The sequence below is a fragment of the Pseudomonas frederiksbergensis genome (genome assembly GCF_001874645.1).
In the GTDB taxonomy this organism is placed as follows: Bacteria; Pseudomonadota; Gammaproteobacteria; order Pseudomonadales; family Pseudomonadaceae; genus Aquipseudomonas; species Aquipseudomonas frederiksbergensis_B.
Map to the genome: position 1 here is coordinate 3,570,189 of NZ_CP017886.1, position 17,967 is coordinate 3,588,155.

General features: G+C 54.5%; 31 protein-coding genes. All 31 read left to right on the forward strand.

What is annotated here, in order from left to right:
- The first annotated feature begins 204 nt into the window (after positions 1 to 204).
- Complete coding sequence (gene rpsL / locus BLL42_RS17075; RefSeq protein ID WP_002555494.1) at positions 205 to 576, forward strand: 30S ribosomal protein S12; 372 nt, start codon at positions 205 to 207, stop codon at positions 574 to 576.
- A gap of 119 nt (positions 577 to 695) precedes the next feature.
- Positions 696 to 1,166 (forward strand): 30S ribosomal protein S7, encoded by a 471-nt coding sequence (gene rpsG / locus BLL42_RS17080; RefSeq protein ID WP_002555493.1) that lies wholly within the window; start codon positions 696 to 698, stop codon positions 1,164 to 1,166.
- A gap of 30 nt (positions 1,167 to 1,196) precedes the next feature.
- Complete coding sequence (gene fusA / locus BLL42_RS17085) at positions 1,197 to 3,302, forward strand: elongation factor G (RefSeq protein WP_071553148.1); 2,106 nt, start codon at positions 1,197 to 1,199, stop codon at positions 3,300 to 3,302.
- Between the two features lie 30 nt (positions 3,303 to 3,332).
- Complete coding sequence (gene tuf, locus BLL42_RS17090) at positions 3,333 to 4,526, forward strand: elongation factor Tu (RefSeq protein WP_071553149.1); 1,194 nt, start codon at positions 3,333 to 3,335, stop codon at positions 4,524 to 4,526.
- Between the two features lie 139 nt (positions 4,527 to 4,665).
- Positions 4,666 to 4,977 (forward strand): 30S ribosomal protein S10, encoded by a 312-nt coding sequence (gene rpsJ / locus BLL42_RS17095; protein WP_003186070.1) that lies wholly within the window; start codon positions 4,666 to 4,668, stop codon positions 4,975 to 4,977.
- An 80-nt stretch (positions 4,978 to 5,057) separates the two neighbouring features.
- Positions 5,058 to 5,693, forward strand: coding sequence for a 50S ribosomal protein L3 (gene rplC / locus BLL42_RS17100; RefSeq protein ID WP_003186059.1), 636 nt, complete (start codon positions 5,058 to 5,060; stop codon positions 5,691 to 5,693).
- 12 nt (positions 5,694 to 5,705) lie between these two features.
- Entirely contained in the window at positions 5,706 to 6,308 is a 603-nt protein-coding gene (rplD, locus tag BLL42_RS17105; RefSeq protein ID WP_071553150.1) for a 50S ribosomal protein L4, read from the forward strand.
- Positions 6,305 to 6,604, forward strand: a complete 300-nt coding sequence (gene rplW, locus BLL42_RS17110) for a 50S ribosomal protein L23 (protein WP_002555488.1) — start codon at positions 6,305 to 6,307, stop codon at positions 6,602 to 6,604. Before rplD ends, rplW begins: the two co-directional genes overlap by 4 nt.
- Positions 6,605 to 6,618: 14 nt before the next feature.
- On the forward strand, positions 6,619 to 7,443 hold the full coding sequence (gene rplB / locus BLL42_RS17115; RefSeq protein ID WP_003210080.1) for a 50S ribosomal protein L2: 825 nt from the start codon (positions 6,619 to 6,621) through the stop codon (positions 7,441 to 7,443).
- A gap of 16 nt (positions 7,444 to 7,459) precedes the next feature.
- Positions 7,460 to 7,735 carry a 30S ribosomal protein S19 gene (gene rpsS / locus BLL42_RS17120; protein WP_002555486.1) on the forward strand — a complete coding sequence of 92 codons (276 nt, stop codon included), beginning with the start codon at positions 7,460 to 7,462 and terminating at the stop codon, positions 7,733 to 7,735.
- Positions 7,736 to 7,746: 11 nt separating this feature from the next.
- The gene (gene rplV, locus BLL42_RS17125; RefSeq protein ID WP_003103908.1) at positions 7,747 to 8,079 is read left to right on the forward strand and encodes a 50S ribosomal protein L22; all 333 of its coding nucleotides are present in this window, start codon (positions 7,747 to 7,749) and stop codon (positions 8,077 to 8,079) included.
- A 13-nt stretch (positions 8,080 to 8,092) separates the two neighbouring features.
- Entirely contained in the window at positions 8,093 to 8,779 is a 687-nt protein-coding gene (rpsC, locus tag BLL42_RS17130; protein ID WP_003176422.1) for a 30S ribosomal protein S3, read from the forward strand.
- Positions 8,780 to 8,791: 12 nt separating this feature from the next.
- Positions 8,792 to 9,205 carry a 50S ribosomal protein L16 gene (rplP, locus tag BLL42_RS17135; protein ID WP_003186052.1) on the forward strand — a complete coding sequence of 138 codons (414 nt, stop codon included), beginning with the start codon at positions 8,792 to 8,794 and terminating at the stop codon, positions 9,203 to 9,205.
- Complete coding sequence (gene rpmC / locus BLL42_RS17140) at positions 9,205 to 9,396, forward strand: 50S ribosomal protein L29 (protein WP_008030901.1); 192 nt, start codon at positions 9,205 to 9,207, stop codon at positions 9,394 to 9,396. The genes rplP and rpmC overlap by 1 nt, the downstream gene beginning before the upstream one ends.
- A gap of 2 nt (positions 9,397 to 9,398) precedes the next feature.
- On the forward strand, positions 9,399 to 9,665 hold the full coding sequence (rpsQ, locus tag BLL42_RS17145; protein WP_003176419.1) for a 30S ribosomal protein S17: 267 nt from the start codon (positions 9,399 to 9,401) through the stop codon (positions 9,663 to 9,665).
- A gap of 23 nt (positions 9,666 to 9,688) precedes the next feature.
- Entirely contained in the window at positions 9,689 to 10,057 is a 369-nt protein-coding gene (rplN, locus tag BLL42_RS17150) for a 50S ribosomal protein L14 (RefSeq protein WP_002555479.1), read from the forward strand.
- A gap of 11 nt (positions 10,058 to 10,068) precedes the next feature.
- Positions 10,069 to 10,383, forward strand: coding sequence for a 50S ribosomal protein L24 (gene rplX, locus BLL42_RS17155; RefSeq protein WP_071553151.1), 315 nt, complete (start codon positions 10,069 to 10,071; stop codon positions 10,381 to 10,383).
- A 20-nt stretch (positions 10,384 to 10,403) separates the two neighbouring features.
- Positions 10,404 to 10,943: a 50S ribosomal protein L5 gene (gene rplE / locus BLL42_RS17160; protein ID WP_003210069.1), complete on the forward strand. Its 540-nt coding sequence runs from the start codon at positions 10,404 to 10,406 to the stop codon at positions 10,941 to 10,943.
- 13 nt (positions 10,944 to 10,956) lie between these two features.
- Positions 10,957 to 11,262 (forward strand): 30S ribosomal protein S14, encoded by a 306-nt coding sequence (rpsN, locus tag BLL42_RS17165; RefSeq protein ID WP_003176414.1) that lies wholly within the window; start codon positions 10,957 to 10,959, stop codon positions 11,260 to 11,262.
- A gap of 208 nt (positions 11,263 to 11,470) precedes the next feature.
- Complete coding sequence (gene rpsH, locus BLL42_RS17170) at positions 11,471 to 11,863, forward strand: 30S ribosomal protein S8 (protein ID WP_003186040.1); 393 nt, start codon at positions 11,471 to 11,473, stop codon at positions 11,861 to 11,863.
- Between the two features lie 12 nt (positions 11,864 to 11,875).
- Complete coding sequence (gene rplF, locus BLL42_RS17175) at positions 11,876 to 12,409, forward strand: 50S ribosomal protein L6 (RefSeq protein ID WP_003176412.1); 534 nt, start codon at positions 11,876 to 11,878, stop codon at positions 12,407 to 12,409.
- A 10-nt stretch (positions 12,410 to 12,419) separates the two neighbouring features.
- Positions 12,420 to 12,770, forward strand: a complete 351-nt coding sequence (rplR, locus tag BLL42_RS17180; RefSeq protein WP_003186037.1) for a 50S ribosomal protein L18 — start codon at positions 12,420 to 12,422, stop codon at positions 12,768 to 12,770.
- A gap of 3 nt (positions 12,771 to 12,773) precedes the next feature.
- Positions 12,774 to 13,274 carry a 30S ribosomal protein S5 gene (gene rpsE, locus BLL42_RS17185; RefSeq protein WP_003186035.1) on the forward strand — a complete coding sequence of 167 codons (501 nt, stop codon included), beginning with the start codon at positions 12,774 to 12,776 and terminating at the stop codon, positions 13,272 to 13,274.
- A gap of 2 nt (positions 13,275 to 13,276) precedes the next feature.
- Entirely contained in the window at positions 13,277 to 13,453 is a 177-nt protein-coding gene (gene rpmD, locus BLL42_RS17190; RefSeq protein WP_003186033.1) for a 50S ribosomal protein L30, read from the forward strand.
- 3 nt (positions 13,454 to 13,456) lie between these two features.
- Complete coding sequence (gene rplO / locus BLL42_RS17195; protein WP_007896782.1) at positions 13,457 to 13,894, forward strand: 50S ribosomal protein L15; 438 nt, start codon at positions 13,457 to 13,459, stop codon at positions 13,892 to 13,894.
- Positions 13,895 to 15,223 carry a preprotein translocase subunit SecY gene (secY, locus tag BLL42_RS17200; protein WP_003228718.1) on the forward strand — a complete coding sequence of 443 codons (1,329 nt, stop codon included), beginning with the start codon at positions 13,895 to 13,897 and terminating at the stop codon, positions 15,221 to 15,223.
- A 24-nt stretch (positions 15,224 to 15,247) separates the two neighbouring features.
- Positions 15,248 to 15,364 (forward strand): 50S ribosomal protein L36, encoded by a 117-nt coding sequence (gene rpmJ, locus BLL42_RS17205; protein ID WP_002555468.1) that lies wholly within the window; start codon positions 15,248 to 15,250, stop codon positions 15,362 to 15,364.
- Positions 15,365 to 15,494: 130 nt separating this feature from the next.
- Positions 15,495 to 15,851 carry a 30S ribosomal protein S13 gene (gene rpsM, locus BLL42_RS17210; RefSeq protein WP_003186020.1) on the forward strand — a complete coding sequence of 119 codons (357 nt, stop codon included), beginning with the start codon at positions 15,495 to 15,497 and terminating at the stop codon, positions 15,849 to 15,851.
- Positions 15,852 to 15,881: 30 nt separating this feature from the next.
- Positions 15,882 to 16,271: a 30S ribosomal protein S11 gene (gene rpsK / locus BLL42_RS17215; protein WP_002555466.1), complete on the forward strand. Its 390-nt coding sequence runs from the start codon at positions 15,882 to 15,884 to the stop codon at positions 16,269 to 16,271.
- Positions 16,272 to 16,289: 18 nt separating this feature from the next.
- A complete protein-coding gene (rpsD, locus tag BLL42_RS17220; RefSeq protein WP_003210056.1) occupies positions 16,290 to 16,910 on the forward strand; it encodes a 30S ribosomal protein S4 in 621 nt (206 codons plus the stop codon).
- Positions 16,911 to 16,932: 22 nt separating this feature from the next.
- On the forward strand, positions 16,933 to 17,934 hold the full coding sequence (locus BLL42_RS17225; RefSeq protein WP_007924176.1) for a DNA-directed RNA polymerase subunit alpha: 1,002 nt from the start codon (positions 16,933 to 16,935) through the stop codon (positions 17,932 to 17,934).
- The last annotated feature ends 33 nt before the right edge of the window (positions 17,935 to 17,967 follow it).

The window sequence follows — 17,967 nt, forward strand, 5'->3', positions numbered from 1 at the left end:
ATAAGTGTGGGGCCCTGGCGGCCCCGCTCATCGAATCGAGACAATTTGTCGAGGTTGGATGAGCGGGGGAGTCGGGGCCTTGCCTTGACTGGGGACAAGATCCTCTTTAGACTCTTGTACCCCTAAATTTGGCGGGAATTCGTTCCTGCCATTTTGCTTTTCTTGCAAGACAATAGCGTCGCAAGACAACAGTGGAGCTAGTAGATGGCAACTATCAACCAGCTGGTACGTCAGCCGCGTAAGCGTATCGTCGAGAAATCCGACGTGCCTGCGCTGCAGAACTGCCCGCAACGTCGTGGCGTATGCACCCGTGTGTATACCACCACGCCGAAAAAACCTAACTCGGCACTGCGTAAAGTATGCCGTGTGCGTCTGACCAACGGTTTCGAGGTTTCCTCGTACATCGGCGGTGAAGGCCACAACCTGCAAGAGCACAGCGTGGTACTGATCCGCGGCGGTCGTGTAAAAGACTTGCCAGGTGTTCGTTACCACACCGTACGCGGTTCTTTGGATACTTCCGGCGTTAAAGGTCGTAACCAGGGTCGTTCGAAGTACGGTACCAAGAAGCCTAAGTAGTAGCGGCTTTTTGTAAACACTGAATTATCTATTTTTCTGAGTCGATAAGAGTAAGGTCGGAGGCGTCCCGAAAGGGCACCGATTCCGAGCGAACCTGAAGACCGTTTGAGGGCTTATCCATGCCAAGAAGACGCGTAGCAGCCAAGCGCGAAGTGCTTGACGATCCAAAATACGGAAGCCAAATCCTGGCCAAGTTCATGAACCACGTGATGGAAAGCGGCAAGAAAGCCGTTGCCGAGCGTATCGTTTATGGCGCGCTGGAAAAGGTTAAAGAACGCAAGAACAGCGACCCCCTGGAAATCTTCGAGAAAGCTCTCGACGCCATCGCTCCGCTGGTCGAAGTGAAGTCGCGCCGTGTAGGTGGTGCTACTTACCAGGTTCCGGTTGAAGTTCGCCCGTCCCGTCGTAACGCCCTGGCAATGCGCTGGTTGGTAGACTTCGCCCGTAAGCGCGGCGAGAAGTCTATGGCTCTGCGTTTGGCTGGCGAACTGTTGGACGCTGCTGAAGGTAAAGGTGCTGCTGTTAAGAAGCGTGAAGACGTGCACCGCATGGCTGAAGCCAACAAGGCTTTCTCGCACTACCGCTTCTAATTTTAGCTTCACTAATTTTGCGAGGGCTTTATGGCTCGTACTACTCCGATTAGCCGCTACCGTAACATCGGTATCGTCGCTCACGTGGATGCTGGTAAAACCACCACCACCGAGCGCGTCCTTTTTTACACTGGCAAAAGTCACAAGATGGGCGAGGTGCATGACGGCGCCGCGACCACCGACTGGATGGTGCAGGAGCAGGAGCGTGGTATTACCATTACTTCTGCTGCTATTACCGCCTTCTGGCAGGGTTCTGAGAAGCAGCACAAAGATCAGTACCGCTTCAACGTCATCGATACCCCGGGCCACGTTGACTTCACTATTGAAGTTGAGCGTTCCCTGCGTGTTCTCGACGGCGCGGTCGTTGTGTTCTGCGGTACCTCGGGCGTTGAGCCTCAGTCGGAAACCGTATGGCGTCAAGCCAACAAGTACGGCGTTCCACGTCTTGTTTACGTCAACAAGATGGACCGTGCTGGTGCAAACTTCCTGCGCGTGATCGGTCAGATCAAGCAGCGTCTGGGTCACACTCCGGTGCCAATCCAGTTGGCTATCGGTTCCGAAGACAACTTCCAGGGTCAGATCGATCTGATGGCCATGGAAGCTGTTTACTGGAATGACGCTGACAAAGGCATGGTTCCTCGTCGCGAGCCTATTCCTGCTGAACTGCAGGAGCTGGCTGACGAGTGGCGCGGTAACATGGTTGAGGCTGCGGCCGAAGCCAGCGAAGAGCTGATGAACAAGTACCTCGAAGGTGAAGAACTCACCAACGCGGAAATCAAGGCCGCTCTGCGTCAGCGTACTATCGCTGGTGAGATCGTTCTGGCTGTTTGCGGTTCTTCCTTCAAGAACAAGGGTGTTCCCCTGGTTCTCGACGCCGTTATCGATTACCTGCCTGCTCCAACCGACATTCCTGCCATCAAGGGTACTGACCCGGATGACGAGGAAAAGCAGATGGAGCGTCATGCGAACGACGACGAGCCGTTCTCGGCTCTGGCGTTCAAGATCGCTACTGACCCATTCGTGGGTACCTTGACCTTCGTCCGCGTTTACTCGGGCGTGTTGGCCTCCGGCGACGGTGTGATCAACTCGGTTAAGGGCAAGAAAGAGCGCGTGGGTCGTATGGTGCAAATGCACGCAAACGCCCGTGAAGAAATCAAGGAAGTGCGCGCTGGTGACATCGCGGCCTTGATCGGCATGAAGGACGTCACCACCGGTGAAACCTTGTGCAGCGCTGACAAGCCAATCATCCTGGTTCGCATGGACTTCCCGGAGCCGGTTATCTCGGTTGCTGTTGAGCCTAAGACCAAGGATGACCAGGAAAAAATGGGTATCGCTCTGGGCAAGCTTGCTCAGGAAGACCCTTCTTTCCGCGTTAAAACCGATGAAGAGACTGGTCAGACGATCATCTCTGGCATGGGCGAATTGCACCTGGACATCCTGGTTGACCGGATGCGCCGTGAGTTCAACGTCGAAGCCAACATCGGCAAGCCTCAGGTTTCCTATCGTGAGCGCATCACGAAGAGCTGTGAGATCGAAGGCAAGTTCGTTCGTCAGTCCGGTGGTCGTGGTCAGTTCGGTCACTGCTGGATCCGTTTTGCTCCTGCTGACGAAGGTCAGGAAGGTCTGCAATTCCTGAACGAAGTTGTAGGTGGTGTGGTTCCTAAGGAATACATCCCGGCTATCCAGAAGGGTATCGAAGAGCAGATGAAGAACGGCGTTGTGGCCGGCTATCCGCTGATCGGCCTCAAGGCTACCGTGTTTGATGGTTCTTACCACGACGTCGACTCCAACGAGATGGCGTTTAAGGTGGCTGCTTCCATGGCGACCAAGCAACTGGCCCAGAAGGGCGGTGGTGAGTTGCTTGAGCCGATCATGGCGGTAGAGGTTGTTACGCCTGAAGACTATATGGGTGACGTGATGGGCGACCTTAACCGTCGTCGCGGCATGATCTTGGGTATGGAAGACACGGTCTCCGGCAAGGTAATTCGCGCCGAAGTTCCGCTGGGCGAGATGTTCGGTTATGCGACCGACGTTCGTTCCATGTCCCAGGGTCGCGCAAGCTACTCTATGGAATTCAAAAAATACAATACAGCTCCGTCGCATATCGTCGAAACTGTTACCAAAAAGCAAGGCTGATTCAGCCCTTTAGGCAAGGAGTTAATTGTCGTGGCTAAAGAAAAATTTGATCGTTCCCTACCGCACGTCAACGTTGGCACCATCGGTCACGTTGACCACGGTAAAACCACTCTGACTGCTGCTCTGACTCGCGTCTGCTCCGAAGTTTTCGGTTCGGCCGTTGTTGCTTTCGATAAAATCGACAGCGCTCCGGAAGAAAAGGCTCGTGGTATCACCATCAACACCGCGCACGTTGAGTACAACTCTTCGATTCGTCACTACGCTCACGTTGACTGCCCGGGTCACGCTGACTATGTGAAGAACATGATCACTGGTGCTGCCCAGATGGACGGCGCTATCCTGGTTTGCTCGGCCGCTGATGGTCCGATGCCACAAACCCGTGAGCACATCCTGCTGTCCCGTCAGGTAGGCGTTCCGTACATCGTTGTCTTCCTGAACAAGGCTGACATGGTTGACGACGCTGAGCTGCTGGAACTGGTTGAGATGGAAGTGCGCGACCTGCTGAGCACTTACGACTTCCCAGGTGACGACACTCCGATCATCATCGGTTCGGCTCTGATGGCTCTGAACGGCCAAGACGACAACGAAATGGGTACCACCGCTGTTAAGCGTCTGGTAGAAACTCTGGACAGCTACATTCCAGAGCCAGTTCGTGTTATCGACAAGCCGTTCCTGATGCCAATCGAAGACGTATTCTCGATCTCGGGTCGCGGTACTGTTGTGACTGGTCGTATCGAGCGCGGTATCGTCAAGGTTCAGGATCCACTGGAAATCGTTGGTCTGCGTGACACCACCGTCACCACCTGCACCGGTGTTGAAATGTTCCGTAAGCTGCTCGACGAAGGTCGTGCTGGCGAGAACTGCGGCGTGCTGCTGCGCGGCACCAAGCGTGACGACGTTGAGCGTGGCCAGGTTCTGGTCAAGCCAGGTTCGGTTAAGCCGCACACTACCTTCGAAGCTGAAGTGTACGTGTTGAGCAAAGAAGAAGGCGGTCGTCACACTCCGTTCTTCAAAGGCTACCGTCCACAGTTCTACTTCCGGACCACTGACGTGACCGGTAACTGCGAACTGCCGGAAGGCGTTGAAATGGTAATGCCAGGCGACAACATCAAAATGGTTGTCACCCTGATCAAAACCATCGCAATGGAAGATGGTCTGCGTTTCGCTATTCGTGAAGGCGGTCGTACCGTCGGCGCTGGCGTCGTAGCCAAAATCATCGCCTAAGCGTTGATTGATGAAAAAGCCTCCGCTTGCGGGGGCTTTTTTATTGGGTTGACACTATGTTGGCCCGTCTATAGAATTGCGCCTCCTTTTAACGGGCGCAGTGCGCCCGGTGGGAATAGCAGCCGGAGTCTGAAATCCAATGCAAAATCAGCAAATCCGTATCAGGTTGAAGGCTTTTGACCATCGCCTGATCGACCAATCCACCCAGGAAATCGTGGAAACCGCGAAACGTACTGGTGCTCAAGTGCGTGGTCCAATTCCACTGCCTACCCGTAAAGAGCGGTTCACCGTTCTGGTCTCCCCGCACGTCAACAAAGACGCGCGTGACCAGTACGAGATCCGTACTCATAAGCGCGTTCTGGACATCGTCCAGCCAACGGATAAAACCGTTGATGCACTTATGAAGCTTGATCTTGCGGCCGGTGTGGAAGTGCAGATCAGCCTCGGCTAAGACTCGGTCTTAGTCGTGTAACGCTCTGAAATGGGCGGCCATAGCGGGTGAAAGCCCCGTACACTCATGAGGTTTACAACATGACTATTGGTGTAGTCGGTCGTAAATGCGGTATGACCCGTATTTTCACCGAAGAAGGTGTCTCCATTCCGGTCACGGTCATTGAGATCGAACCGAATCGCGTCACCCAGTTCAAAACTGAAGAGACCGATGGCTATCGTGCAGTGCAAGTCACTGTCGGCGAGCGTCGTGCTTCGCGTGTTACAGCTGCTCAAGCTGGCCACTTCGCTAAAGCGAACGTTGCCGCTGGTCGTACCGTAATGGAATTCCGCCTTGAAGAAGGCGAGTACCAGGCCGGCGATCTGATCAACGCTGAAATCTTCGCTGCAGGTCAACTGGTTGATGTAACCGGTCAGTCCAAAGGTAAAGGCTTCCAGGGTACGATCAAGCGTTGGAATTTCCGCGGGCAAGATAACACCCACGGTAACTCCGTATCCCACCGCGTCCCAGGCTCTATCGGCCAGTGCCAGACTCCTGGTCGTGTATTCAAGGGCAAAAAAATGTCCGGTCATATGGGCGCTGAGCGCGTGACCGTGCAGTCCCTGGAAGTAGTGCGCGTGGACGCTGAACGCAATCTGTTGTTGGTCAAGGGCGCTGTTCCTGGCGCTACTGGCGGCAACCTGGTTGTACGTCCAGCAGCCAAGGCTCGCGGTTAAGGGGAAGCTGACATGCAATTAAATGTAAATGACGCTCAAGCGATCGAAGTTTCCGAACTGACATTTGGCGGCGAGTTCAACGAGACGCTGGTTCACCAAGCAGTCGTGGCCTACATGGCCGGCGGCCGTCAAGGTAGCAAGCAGCAAAAGACCCGTTCCGACGTTCGTGGTGGCGGTAAGCGCCCATGGCGTCAGAAAGGTACCGGCCGTGCTCGTGCTGGTACTATCCGTAGCCCAATCTGGCGTGGCGGCGGTACCACTTTCGCAGCTCGTCCACAGGATCACTCCCAAAAGCTGAACAAGAAGATGTATCGCGCAGCAATGCGTTCCATCCTTGCTGAGCTGGTGCGTACTGATCGTCTGGTTGTGGTTCAGGACTTCGCTGTTGATGCACCGAAGACCAAAGATCTGCTGAACAAACTGACTGGCATGGGCCTGACTGACGTCTTGATCGTGTCTGAAGTGGTTGATCAGAACCTGTACCTGGCTGCTCGCAACCTGCCACACGTTGATGTACGTGACGTGCAAGGTTCCGATCCAGTTAGTCTGATCGCATACGACAAGGTGTTGATCACCGTGTCGGCCGTGAAGAAATTCGAGGAGCTGCTGGGATGAACCAGGAACGCGTATTTAAAGTTCTGCTTGGCCCGCACGTTTCCGAGAAGGCTACGGTTCTGGCTGACAAGAAAGGCCAGTTCGTTTTCAAGGTTGCAACTGACGCAACCAAGCTGGAAATCAAGAAGGCCGTCGAAAGCCTGTTCAGCGTGAAAGTAGAGCGTGTTACTACCCTGAATGTTCTGGGTAAGAGCAAGCGCACTGCTCGCGGTCTGGGCAAGCGTAATGACTGGAAGAAGGCAGTTATCTCCCTTCAGCCAGGCCAAGATCTCGATTTCAGCAGCAGTGCTGAGTAAGGAAGGGGTGCATCATGGCAATCGTTAAATGCAAACCGACTTCCCCTGGCCGCCGTTTTGTGGTCAAGGTGGTCAACCAGGAGCTGCATAAAGGCGCTCCTCACGCACCGCTGCTCGAGAAAAAATCGAAGACTGGTGGTCGTAACAACAATGGCCGTATTACCACTCGTCACATCGGTGGTGGTCATAAGCAGCATTATCGTCTGGTCGACTTCCGTCGTAACGACAAAGATGGCATCGCTGCCACTGTCGAGCGTATCGAATACGATCCAAACCGTACTGCTCACATCGCTCTGCTGCTGTACGCAGATGGCGAGCGTCGCTACATCATTGCCCCTAAAGGCGTGAGTGCTGGCGACCAGCTGATCGCAGGTGCTCTGGCGCCGATCAAGCCGGGCAACGCTCTGCAACTGCGTAACATTCCAGTTGGTAGCACCGTACACGGCATCGAATTGAAGCCAGGTAAAGGCGCGCAAATCGCTCGTTCCGCTGGTGCTTCGGCTCAGCTGATCGCTCGTGAAGGTGTCTACGTGACCCTGCGTCTGCGTTCTGGTGAGATGCGTAAAGTGCTGGCTGAGTGCCGCGCGACCCTGGGCGAAGTCTCGAACTCCGAGCACAGCCTGCGTTCGCTGGGTAAAGCTGGTGCCAAACGCTGGCGTGGCGTTCGCCCAACCGTTCGTGGTGTTGCCATGAACCCGGTTGACCACCCACATGGTGGTGGTGAAGGTCGTACCTCTGGTGGTCGTCATCCGGTATCGCCATGGGGCTTCCCGACTAAGGGCGCGAAGACTCGTGGTAATAAGCGTACCGACAAAATGATCGTCCGTCGTCGCAAGTAAATAGAGGGATACGACAGTGCCACGTTCTCTGAAAAAAGGTCCTTTTATCGATCTTCACCTACTGAAGAAGATCGAAGTGGCGGCGGAAAAGAACGATCGCAAACCAGTTAAAACCTGGTCGCGCCGTTCCATGATCCTGCCACAAATGGTCGGTCTGACCATCGCAGTACACAACGGTCGTCAACACGTCCCAGTTCTCGTTAACGAAGACATGGTCGGCCACAAACTGGGCGAGTTCGCCGGTACCCGCACATATCGTGGGCACGTGGCTGACAAGAAAGCCAAGCGTTAAGGGGTTAGGAAATGGAAGTAGCCGCTAAGTTGTCGGGCGCTCGAATCTCCGCCCAGAAAGCCCGCTTGGTCGCCGACCAGATCCGCGGGAAGAAGGTGGGCGAAGCGCTCAACCTGTTGGCTTTCAGCAGTAAGAAAGCCGCCGAGATCATGAAGAAAGTGCTGGAGTCGGCCGTAGCCAACGCCGAGCATAACGAAGGCGCAGACGTTGATGACCTTAAAGTCAGCACCGTTTTCGTCAACGAAGGGCGTTCGCTGAAGCGCATCATGCCACGTGCCAAAGGCCGTGCTGATCGCATCGTCAAGCGGTCTTGCCATATCACTGTCAAGGTTGCTGACAAGTAACGGAGTCGAAGAGATGGGTCAGAAAGTACATCCCATTGGCATTCGCCTGGGAATCGTCAAGGAGCACACCTCCGTCTGGTACGCAGACGGTCGGACTTATGCGGACTATTTGTTCGCTGATCTGAAGGTGCGTGAGTATCTCCAAGACAAACTAAAAAGCGCGTCCGTAAGCCGTATCGATATCCATCGTCCGGCCCAAACTGCACGTATCACCATCCACACCGCTCGTCCAGGTATCGTTATCGGGAAGAAAGGTGAAGATGTTGAGAAACTGCGTCAGGACCTGACCAAGCAAATGGGTGTGCCTGTGCACATCAATATCGAAGAGATCCGCAAGCCGGAACTCGACGGTATGCTGGTTGCGCAGAGCGTAGCTCAGCAGCTGGAGCGTCGTGTAATGTTCCGTCGCGCTATGAAGCGCGCTGTTCAGAACGCCATGCGCATTGGTGCCAAAGGCATCAAAATCCAAGTGAGCGGTCGTCTCGGCGGTGCTGAAATCGCACGTACTGAATGGTATCGCGAAGGTCGTGTGCCACTGCACACCCTGCGTGCCGACATCGACTATGCCAACTACGAAGCTCACACCACCTACGGTGTGATCGGTGTAAAGGTTTGGATCTTCAAAGGCGAAGTAATTGGTGGTCGCCAAGAAGAGCTGAAACCACAAGCACCAGCGCCTCGTAAAAAAGCTGCTAAGTAAGGGGTACGCCAAATGTTGCAACCAAAGCGTACGAAGTTCCGCAAGCAGATGACTGGCCACAACCGTGGTCTGGCATTGCGCGGTAGCAAAGTCAGCTTCGGCGAGTTCGCGCTGAAGTCTGTTGCTCGTGGTCGTCTCACCGCTCGTCAGATCGAGTCAGCGCGTCGTGCTCTGACCCGTCACGTAAAACGTGGCGGCAAGATCTGGATCCGTGTATTCCCGGACAAGCCTGTCACCAAAAAGCCACTCGAAGTTCGGATGGGTAAAGGTAAGGGTAACGTGGAGTACTGGGTTGCCCAGATTCAGCCAGGCAAAGTCCTGTATGAAATCGAGGGCGTTTCTGAAGAGCTGGCGCGTGAGGCTTTCGCCCTGGCTGCTGCAAAGCTGCCGCTCGCCACCTCCTTTGTTAAACGGACGGTGATGTGATGAAAGCGAATGAACTTCGTGAAAAAGACGCGCCGCAGCTAAACGAGCAACTGCTCGGCCTGTTGCGCGACCAGTTCAATCTGCGTATGCAGAAAGCAACTGGCCAGTTGGGGCAGTCTCACCTGCTCCGGCAAGTTAAGCGTGACATCGCTCGCGTGAAGACTGTGCTCAAACAGCAGGCAGGTAAGTAATCATGGCTGAAGCCGAAAAAACCGTCCGTACGCTGACTGGCCGTGTTGTCAGCGACAAAATGGACAAGACCATCACCGTTCTGATCGAGCGTCGCGTAAAGCACCCGATCTACGGTAAATACGTTAAGCGTTCGACTAAGCTGCACGCGCACGACGAAACCAATCAGTGCCACATCGGCGACAAAGTCACTATTCGTGAAACTCGTCCTTTGGCCAAGACCAAGTCTTGGGCGCTGGTTGATGTTCTCGAACGCGCTGTGGAAGTCTAAGGACTAGGGGTCGGAGAAATTATATGATTCAGACTCAATCCATGCTCGATGTGGCCGATAACAGCGGCGCTCGCCGTGTTATGTGCATCAAGGTGCTGGGTGGCTCCCATCGTCGTTACGCTGGTATCGGTGACATCATCAAAGTTACCGTCAAGGAAGCAATTCCTCGCGGTAAGGTGAAAAAAGGCCAAGTGATGACTGCTGTTGTAGTCCGCACTCGTCACGGCGTTCGTCGTGCTGATGGCTCCATTATCCGCTTTGATGGCAACGCTGCTGTTCTTCTGAACAACAAGCAAGAGCCGATCGGCACCCGTATCTTTGGGCCAGTGACCCGTGAACTTCGTACTGAGAAGTTCATGAAGATCGTCTCGCTCGCCCCAGAAGTGCTGTAAGGAGATCCGACATGCAAAAGATTCGTCGTGACGACGAGATCATCGTGATCGCCGGCAAAGACAAAGGTAAGCGCGGTAAGGTGCTTAAGGTTCTCGCTGACGACCGTCTGGTCATTGGTGGTCTGAACCTGGTTAAGCGTCATACCAAGCCTAACCCGATGTCGGGCGTACAAGGCGGTATCGTCGAAAAAGAAGCGCCACTGCACGCTTCCAACGTCGCCATTTTCAACGGCGAAACCAACAAGGCTGACCGCGTTGGTTTCAAAGTAGAAGACGGCAAGAAAATTCGTGTCTTCAAGTCGACCCAAAAAGCGGTTGATGCTTGAACACTGCTAGGTAGAAGACCATGGCACGACTAAAAGAGATTTACCGGAAGGAAATCGCACCGAAACTTAAGGAAGAACTTAAGCTTTCGAACGTGATGGAAGTTCCGCGCGTTACCAAAATCACCCTGAACATGGGTCTGGGCGAAGCGATCGGCGACAAAAAAGTCATCGAGCACGCTGTTGCTGACCTGGAAAAGATCACCGGCCAGAAAGTCGTTGTGACCTACGCTCGGAAATCCATCGCTGGCTTTAAAGTCCGTGAAGGTTGGCCGATCGGCGTCAAAGTGACCCTGCGCCGTGAGCGTATGTACGAGTTCCTGGATCGTCTGCTGTCGATCTCCCTGCCTCGGGTTCGCGACTTCCGCGGCCTGAATGCCAAGTCCTTCGATGGTCGTGGTAACTACAGCATGGGCGTAAAAGAGCAGATCATCTTCCCGGAAATCGACTACGACAAGATCGATGCTCTCCGCGGTCTGGACATTACCCTGACCACCACTGCCAAGAACGATGATGAAGGTCGCGCCCTGTTGCGTGCTTTCAAATTCCCGTTCCGCAACTGATTGGAGTAGGAAAATGGCCAAGATGAGCATGAAAAACCGCGAGCTGAAGCGTCAGCTCACGGTTGCCAAGTACGCCAAAAAGCGTGCAGCACTGAAAGCTATCATCGTTGATCTGAACGCAAGTCCAGAAGCGCGTTGGGAAGCTACAGTAGCTCTGCAGAAGCAGCCACGTGACGCAAGCGCTTCGCGCATGCGTAACCGCTGCCGCCTGACCGGTCGTCCACACGGCGTTTACCGCAAGTTCGGCCTTGGTCGTAACAAACTGCGTGAAGCGGCAATGCGTGGTGACGTACCTGGTCTGGTTAAAGCCAGCTGGTAAGCACTGTCAAAGTCTCGGTGCTCGGGATCGTAAGATCCTGACCATCGGTGACCTTGAACTTGAATCAGGCCCCTTTTGGGGCTTGATTCATTTGTGGGGTGTGTCTAGAATACCCGGCTCGCCTGAGCCCGTACTTTTTTCGTGCGGAGTTTCTCGGCGAAGGTAGTAGCCGCAAGGCTTATTTTTTTGTATTAGGAGCGTCTAGCCCATGAGTATGCAGGACCCGTTAGCGGACATGCTAACTCGAATCCGTAATGCCCAGATGGCTGAAAAGTCCGTCGTAAGCATGCCATCTTCTACTTTGAAGGTAGCTGTTGCCAAAGTCCTGAAGGACGAAGGTTACATTGCGGGTTATCAGATCAGCAGCGAAATCAAACCACTGCTGTCCATCGAGCTGAAGTACTTCGAAGGCCGTCCGGTCATCGAGGAAGTGAAGCGCGTTAGCCGTCCAGGCCTGCGTCAGTACAAGTCCGTCGATGATCTGCCAAAAGTTCGTGGCGGTCTCGGTGTGTCTATCGTCTCCACCAACAAAGGTGTGATGACGGATCGTGCTGCGCGCGCTGCCGGTGTCGGCGGCGAAGTTCTTTGCACTGTGTTCTAAGGGGGGATAAGCATGTCACGCGTCGCTAAGAACCCCGTTAAGCTGCCAGCCGGTGTCGAAGTCAAATTCGCAGGCCAACAGCTTTCGGTGAAGGGTGCCAAGGGCACTCTCGAACTGAACATCCATTCGTCCGTTGAGATCGTTGAAGAAGCTGGTGAGCTGCGTTTCGCTGCTCGCAATGGCGATCAACAAACTCGCGCAATGGCTGGTACCACTCGTGCGTTGGTAAACAACATGGTCCAAGGCGTAAGCCAAGGCTTCGAGCGTAAGCTCCAGCTGGTCGGTGTTGGTTACAAAGCGCAAGCAAAAGGCACAGTGCTGAACCTGGCTCTTGGCTTCTCGCACCCAGTGGATTATGAACTGCCGGAAGGCATCACCGCTGAGACTCCTAGCCAGACCGATATCCTGATCAAGGGCATCGATAAGCAGCTGGTAGGTCAAGTGGCCGCCGAGATCCGCGACTTCCGTCCACCAGAGCCGTACAAAGGCAAAGGTGTGCGCTACGCGGACGAAGTCGTCCGTCGTAAAGAAGCCAAGAAGAAGTAGGGCATAGCAAATGACCGACAAAAAAGTTACTCGACTGCGTCGCGCTCGCAAAGCACGCCTGAAAATGCACGAACTCGAAGTCGTGCGTCTCTGCGTGTTCCGCTCGTCGCAGCACATCTACGCCCAGGTCATTTCGGCCGACGGCAACAAAGTCCTGGCAAGTGCCTCGACTTTGGATAAAGAACTGCGTGATGGCGCCACTGGCAACATCGACGCGGCCACTAAGGTTGGCCAGCTGGTCGCTACGCGTGCTAAAGCCGCTGGCGTCTCGCAGGTGGCTTTCGACCGCTCTGGCTTCAAGTACCATGGCCGCGTCAAGGCGCTGGCTGATGCTGCTCGTGAAGCTGGGCTGGAGTTCTAAGTTATGTCAAATAACGACCAAAAGCGCGACGAAGGCTACATCGAGAAGCTGGTTCAAGTTAACCGCGTAGCCAAAACCGTTAAAGGCGGCCGTATCTTCACTTTCACTGCGTTGACCGTGGTTGGTGATGGTAAAGGTCGTGTTGGCTTCGGCCGTGGCAAGTCGCGTGAAGTGCCTGCTGCGATCCAGAAGGCAATGGAAGCTGCTCGTCGCAACATGATCCAAGTTGATCTGAACGGCACCACTCTGCAGTACGCAATGAAGTCCGCCCATGGCGCTTCGAAGGTGTACATGCAGCCTGCTTCTGAAGGTACCGGTATCATCGCTGGCGGCGCTATGCGTGCTGTCCTCGAAGTTGCTGGCGTTCAGAACGTTCTGGCCAAGTGCTACGGCTCGACTAACCCGGTAAACGTGGTTCACGCCACTTTCAAAGGTTTGAAAGCAATGCAGTCTCCTGAATCCATTGCCGCCAAGCGTGGCAAAAGCGTCAAGGAGATCTTCTGATCATGGCTACCGTTAAAGTAACGCTGATCAAAAGCATGACCGGCCGCATCCCTAACCACAAACTGTGCGTTAAGGGTCTGGGTCTGCGTCGCATCGGTCACACTGTAGAAGTCCTGGATACTCCCGAGAATCGCGGGATGATCAACAAGGCTTACTACATGCTGCGTGTCGAGGGTTAATCGATGAAACTCAATGATCTGAGTCCAGCGCCGGGTTCCCGTCGCGAAAAGCATCGTCCGGGCCGTGGTATCGGTAGTGGTTTGGGTAAGACTGGTGGCCGTGGTCACAAAGGTCAGTCCTCCCGCTCCGGTGGCACCATTGCTCCAGGCTTTGAAGGCGGTCAACAGCCGCTGCATCGTCGTCTGCCGAAGTTCGGTTTCGTTTCCCTGAAGGCCATGGACCGCGCAGAAGTGCGTCTGTCCGAGTTGGCTAAAGTGGAAGGCGACATCGTCACCGTGCAGTCCCTGAAAGATGCCAACGTGATCAACGTCAACGTACAGCGTGTGAAAATCATGCTGTCCGGCGAAGTTACTCGCGCTGTCACCATCGGAAAGGGAATCGGCGCCACCAAAGGTGCGCGTGCGGCTATCGAAGCAGCTGGCGGCAAGTTCGAGGAATAAATGGCTAAGCAAGGTGCTCTCTCTGCGCTCGGCAAAGGCGGTATGTCTGAACTCTGGGCTCGTCTGCGTTTTCTGTTCCTGGCGATTATCGTCTACCGAATAGGCGCACACATCCCGGTTCCAGGTATCAACCCGGACCGACTCGCGGACCTGTTTCGACAGAATGAGGGGACCATTCTTAGCTTGTTCAACATGTTTTCCGGCGGCGCGCTGGAGCGGATGAGCATCTTTGCACTGGGGATCATGCCGTACATTTCGGCATCGATCATCATGCAATTGATGACAGCCGTCAGCCCGCAGCTGGAGCAGTTGAAGAAGGAAGGTGAAGCTGGCCGTCGCAAGATCAGCCAGTACACCCGCTACGGCACTGTCGTCCTCGCTCTCGTTCAGGCTATTGGCATGTCCATTGGTCTGGCGGGGCAGGGCGTTGCGTTCACTGGTGACTTTGGCTTCCATTTCGTTGCGGTATCCACTTTTGTGGCTGGTGCGATGTTCATGATGTGGCTGGGTGAGCAGATTACTGAGCGTGGTGTTGGCAACGGTATCTCGATGTTGATTTTTTCGGGTATCGTCGCCGGTCTTCCGAGAGCAATCGGGCAGTCTTTCGAGTCTGCACGTCAGGGTGATATCAACATCTTCGCCTTGGTTGCCATCGGTTTGCTGGCAGTAGCGATTATCGGTTTCGTGGTGTTCATTGAGCGTGGTCAGCGTCGTATTGCTGTTCACTACGCCAAGCGTCAGCAGGGCCGCAAGGTATTTGCTGCGCAGACTAGCCACTTGCCGCTGAAAGTGAACATGGCCGGTGTTATTCCGGCTATTTTCGCGAGCAGCATTTTGCTGTTCCCGGCTTCGTTGGGTGCCTGGTTCGGCCAGTCTGAAGGTATGGGCTGGTTGCAGGACATCTCGCAGTCGATCGCTCCTGGTCAGCCGTTGAATATTCTGCTGTTTAGTGCAGGGATTATTTTCTTCTGCTTCTTCTATACGGCGTTGATGTTCAATCCGAAAGACGTAGCGGAAAACCTGAAGAAGTCCGGTGCCTTTATTCCGGGTATCCGTCCAGGTGAGCAGTCTGCGCGCTATATTGATGGCGTTCTGACTCGCTTGACCATGTTCGGTGCTCTTTATATGACGGCCGTGTGCTTGCTGCCCCAGTTCCTGGTGGTTGCAGCAAACGTTCCGTTCTACCTTGGCGGGACCTCGTTGCTGATCGTGGTCGTGGTTGTGATGGACTTCATGTCCCAAGTACAATCGCACCTCGTTTCGCACCAGTACGAATCCCTGATGAAGAAAGCCAACCTGAAGGGTTACGGCAGCGGAATGCTGCGCTGACCCATAAGGTTCGAGGAGTTGGTGATGAAAGTTCGTGCATCGGTGAAAAAGCTGTGCCGTAACTGCAAGATTATTCGCCGCGAAGGTGTTGTTCGAGTAATTTGCAGCGCGGAACCGCGTCACAAACAGCGCCAAGGCTGAGTGTGATTGTGCTTCAAGCCCAGCAGCTAGTGCGCTGCTGGGTTGATTATTTGTTATTACAGCGATATTATCTCGCGCCCTATTTCTTGGCTTCCGGGGCGTAGGTAGCTGTCAATTGGAGTCCCACTGAATGGCCCGTATTGCAGGCGTCAACATTCCAGATAACAAGCATACTGTTATCTCGCTGACCTACATCTATGGTGTTGGTCGCACAACTGCACAGAAGATCTGTGCAGTGACTGGGGTAAACCCAGCCGCAAAGATCAAGGATCTGAGCGACGAGCAGATTGAACAGCTGCGTGGCGAAGTGGCGAAGTTCACCACTGAAGGTGACCTGCGTCGCGAAATCAACATGAAAATCAAGCGCTTGATGGACCTCGGTTGCTATCGCGGTCTGCGTCATCGTCGTGGTCTGCCAGTACGCGGTCAGCGTACCAAGACCAACGCGCGTACCCGTAAAGGTCCGCGTAAGCCGATCCGCAAGTAATCGCCCCAGCGAATCGACAGGAATTTAATCATGGCAAAACCTGCTGCTCGTCCTCGTAAAAAAGTCAAAAAGACAGTGGTTGATGGCATCGCCCACATCCACGCGTCTTTTAACAACACAATCGTGACCATCACCGACCGTCAAGGTAACGCTCTTTCCTGGGCTACCTCCGGTGGTTCGGGTTTCCGCGGTTCCCGCAAGTCCACCCCGTTTGCTGCTCAAGTAGCTGCTGAACGTGCTGGTCAAGCTGCGCTGGAATATGGCCTGAAAAACCTCGACGTTAACGTCAAAGGTCCAGGTCCAGGTCGTGAGTCCGCTGTCCGTGCTTTGAACGGCTGTGGCTATAAGATCGCCAGCATCACCGACGTGACGCCAATCCCGCACAACGGGTGCCGTCCGCCGAAGAAGCGCCGCGTGTAATCCAGGAGATTGTAAAGAATGGCTCGTTACATTGGTCCAAAATGCAAACTCGCTCGTCGCGAAGGCACCGATCTCTTCCTGAAGAGCGGCGTGCGCGCGATCGAATCGAAGTGCAACATTGAAGCAGCACCTGGTATCCACGGCCAACGCCGCGGTCGCCAGTCCGATTACGGCACCCAACTGCGTGAAAAGCAGAAGGTCCGTCGTATCTACGGCGTTCTCGAGCGTCAATTCAGCGGCTACTACAAAGAAGCAGCTGGCAAGAAAGGCGCAACTGGCGAAAACCTGTTGCAGCTGCTCGAATGCCGTCTGGACAACGTTGTATACCGTATGGGCTTTGGTTCGACTCGTGCCGAATCCCGTCAGCTGGTATCGCACAAATCCGTCAGCGTTAACGGTCAGACCGTAAACGTTCCGTCCTACCAGGTTCGTGCTGGTGACGTGGTCGCGATTCGCGAGAAAGCAAAGAACCAACTTCGCATTGTCCAAGCTCTCGATCTGTGTGCCCAACGTGGCCGCGTAGAATGGGTAGAAGTAGACACTGAGAAGAAGTCGGGCGTTTTCAAGAACGTTCCAGCTCGCAGTGATCTGTCCGCCGACATCAACGAAAGCCTGATTGTCGAGCTCTACTCCAAGTAAGGGCTAGAAAATAGGTGCATCCATGCAGATTTCGGTAAATGAGTTCCTGACACCCCGCCATATTGATGTGCAGGTTGTCAGTCCAACCCGCGCCAAGATCACTCTCGAGCCTCTCGAGCGTGGTTTTGGCCACACCCTGGGCAACGCGCTGCGCCGCATCCTGTTGTCCTCAATGCCCGGCTGTGCAGTAGTCGAGGCCGAGATTGACGGTGTGCTCCACGAGTACAGCGCCATCGAAGGTGTACAGGAAGACGTAATTGAAATCCTGTTGAACCTTAAAGGTCTGGCTATCAAGCTGCACGGCCGTGACGAAGTTACGCTGACCTTGTCGAAGAAGGGTTCGGGGGTGGTTACCGCTGCCGATATTCAGCTGGATCATGATGTCGAGATCGTTAATCCCGATCACGTAATCGCTAACCTGGCGTCTAACGGCGCCCTGAACATGAAGCTAGTAGTAGCTCGTGGTCGTGGTTATGAACCGGCCGACTCGCGTCAGAGCGATGAAGACGAAAGCCGCAGCATTGGTCGCTTGCAGCTTGACTCTTCGTTCAGCCCGGTTCGCCGTATCGCATACGTGGTGGAAAACGCCCGTGTCGAACAGCGTACTAACCTGGACAAGCTGGTTATTGATCTGGAAACCAACGGTACTCTGGATCCTGAAGAGGCTATTCGCCGCGCTGCAACCATTCTGCAACAGCAGTTGGCTGCGTTCGTCGATCTCAAAGGTGACAGCGAGCCAGTGGTAATCGAGCAAGAAGACGAGATCGATCCGATCCTGCTTCGCCCGGTTGACGATCTGGAACTGACTGTACGTTCGGCTAACTGCCTTAAGGCGGAAAACATTTACTACATCGGCGACCTGATTCAGCGTACCGAAGTAGAACTGTTGAAGACTCCGAACCTGGGCAAGAAATCCTTGACTGAAATCAAGGACGTTCTGGCCTCCCGCGGTCTGTCCCTCGGCATGCGCCTCGACAACTGGCCGCCTGCAAGTCTTAAGAAGGACGACAAGGCGACTGCCTGATCGTCGTAATCACCGAACGTTGTGTTTGGTAAG

Coding starts and splice junctions, on each gene's coding strand:
- rplD (WP_071553150.1), top strand. CDS start 5,706: ATGCAATTAAATGTAAATGACGCTCAAGCGATCGAAGTTTCCGAACTG.
- rplP (WP_003186052.1), top strand. CDS start 8,792: ATGTTGCAACCAAAGCGTACGAAGTTCCGCAAGCAGATGACTGGCCAC.
- rpsD (WP_003210056.1), top strand. CDS start 16,290: ATGGCTCGTTACATTGGTCCAAAATGCAAACTCGCTCGTCGCGAAGGC.
- fusA (WP_071553148.1), top strand. CDS start 1,197: ATGGCTCGTACTACTCCGATTAGCCGCTACCGTAACATCGGTATCGTC.
- rplB (WP_003210080.1), top strand. CDS start 6,619: ATGGCAATCGTTAAATGCAAACCGACTTCCCCTGGCCGCCGTTTTGTG.
- rplF (WP_003176412.1), top strand. CDS start 11,876: ATGTCACGCGTCGCTAAGAACCCCGTTAAGCTGCCAGCCGGTGTCGAA.
- rpsQ (WP_003176419.1), top strand. CDS start 9,399: ATGGCTGAAGCCGAAAAAACCGTCCGTACGCTGACTGGCCGTGTTGTC.
- rpmD (WP_003186033.1), top strand. CDS start 13,277: ATGGCTACCGTTAAAGTAACGCTGATCAAAAGCATGACCGGCCGCATC.
- rplN (WP_002555479.1), top strand. CDS start 9,689: ATGATTCAGACTCAATCCATGCTCGATGTGGCCGATAACAGCGGCGCT.
- rplR (WP_003186037.1), top strand. CDS start 12,420: ATGACCGACAAAAAAGTTACTCGACTGCGTCGCGCTCGCAAAGCACGC.
- rpsL (WP_002555494.1), top strand. CDS start 205: ATGGCAACTATCAACCAGCTGGTACGTCAGCCGCGTAAGCGTATCGTC.
- rpsE (WP_003186035.1), top strand. CDS start 12,774: ATGTCAAATAACGACCAAAAGCGCGACGAAGGCTACATCGAGAAGCTG.
- rpmJ (WP_002555468.1), top strand. CDS start 15,248: ATGAAAGTTCGTGCATCGGTGAAAAAGCTGTGCCGTAACTGCAAGATT.
- rpsM (WP_003186020.1), top strand. CDS start 15,495: ATGGCCCGTATTGCAGGCGTCAACATTCCAGATAACAAGCATACTGTT.
- rplC (WP_003186059.1), top strand. CDS start 5,058: ATGACTATTGGTGTAGTCGGTCGTAAATGCGGTATGACCCGTATTTTC.
- rpsJ (WP_003186070.1), top strand. CDS start 4,666: ATGCAAAATCAGCAAATCCGTATCAGGTTGAAGGCTTTTGACCATCGC.
- secY (WP_003228718.1), top strand. CDS start 13,895: ATGGCTAAGCAAGGTGCTCTCTCTGCGCTCGGCAAAGGCGGTATGTCT.
- rpsH (WP_003186040.1), top strand. CDS start 11,471: ATGAGTATGCAGGACCCGTTAGCGGACATGCTAACTCGAATCCGTAAT.
- rplX (WP_071553151.1), top strand. CDS start 10,069: ATGCAAAAGATTCGTCGTGACGACGAGATCATCGTGATCGCCGGCAAA.
- rplV (WP_003103908.1), top strand. CDS start 7,747: ATGGAAGTAGCCGCTAAGTTGTCGGGCGCTCGAATCTCCGCCCAGAAA.
- rpsK (WP_002555466.1), top strand. CDS start 15,882: ATGGCAAAACCTGCTGCTCGTCCTCGTAAAAAAGTCAAAAAGACAGTG.
- rpsG (WP_002555493.1), top strand. CDS start 696: ATGCCAAGAAGACGCGTAGCAGCCAAGCGCGAAGTGCTTGACGATCCA.
- rpsC (WP_003176422.1), top strand. CDS start 8,093: ATGGGTCAGAAAGTACATCCCATTGGCATTCGCCTGGGAATCGTCAAG.
- rplW (WP_002555488.1), top strand. CDS start 6,305: ATGAACCAGGAACGCGTATTTAAAGTTCTGCTTGGCCCGCACGTTTCC.
- BLL42_RS17225 (WP_007924176.1), top strand. CDS start 16,933: ATGCAGATTTCGGTAAATGAGTTCCTGACACCCCGCCATATTGATGTG.
- rplO (WP_007896782.1), top strand. CDS start 13,457: ATGAAACTCAATGATCTGAGTCCAGCGCCGGGTTCCCGTCGCGAAAAG.
- rplE (WP_003210069.1), top strand. CDS start 10,404: ATGGCACGACTAAAAGAGATTTACCGGAAGGAAATCGCACCGAAACTT.
- rpmC (WP_008030901.1), top strand. CDS start 9,205: ATGAAAGCGAATGAACTTCGTGAAAAAGACGCGCCGCAGCTAAACGAG.
- rpsN (WP_003176414.1), top strand. CDS start 10,957: ATGGCCAAGATGAGCATGAAAAACCGCGAGCTGAAGCGTCAGCTCACG.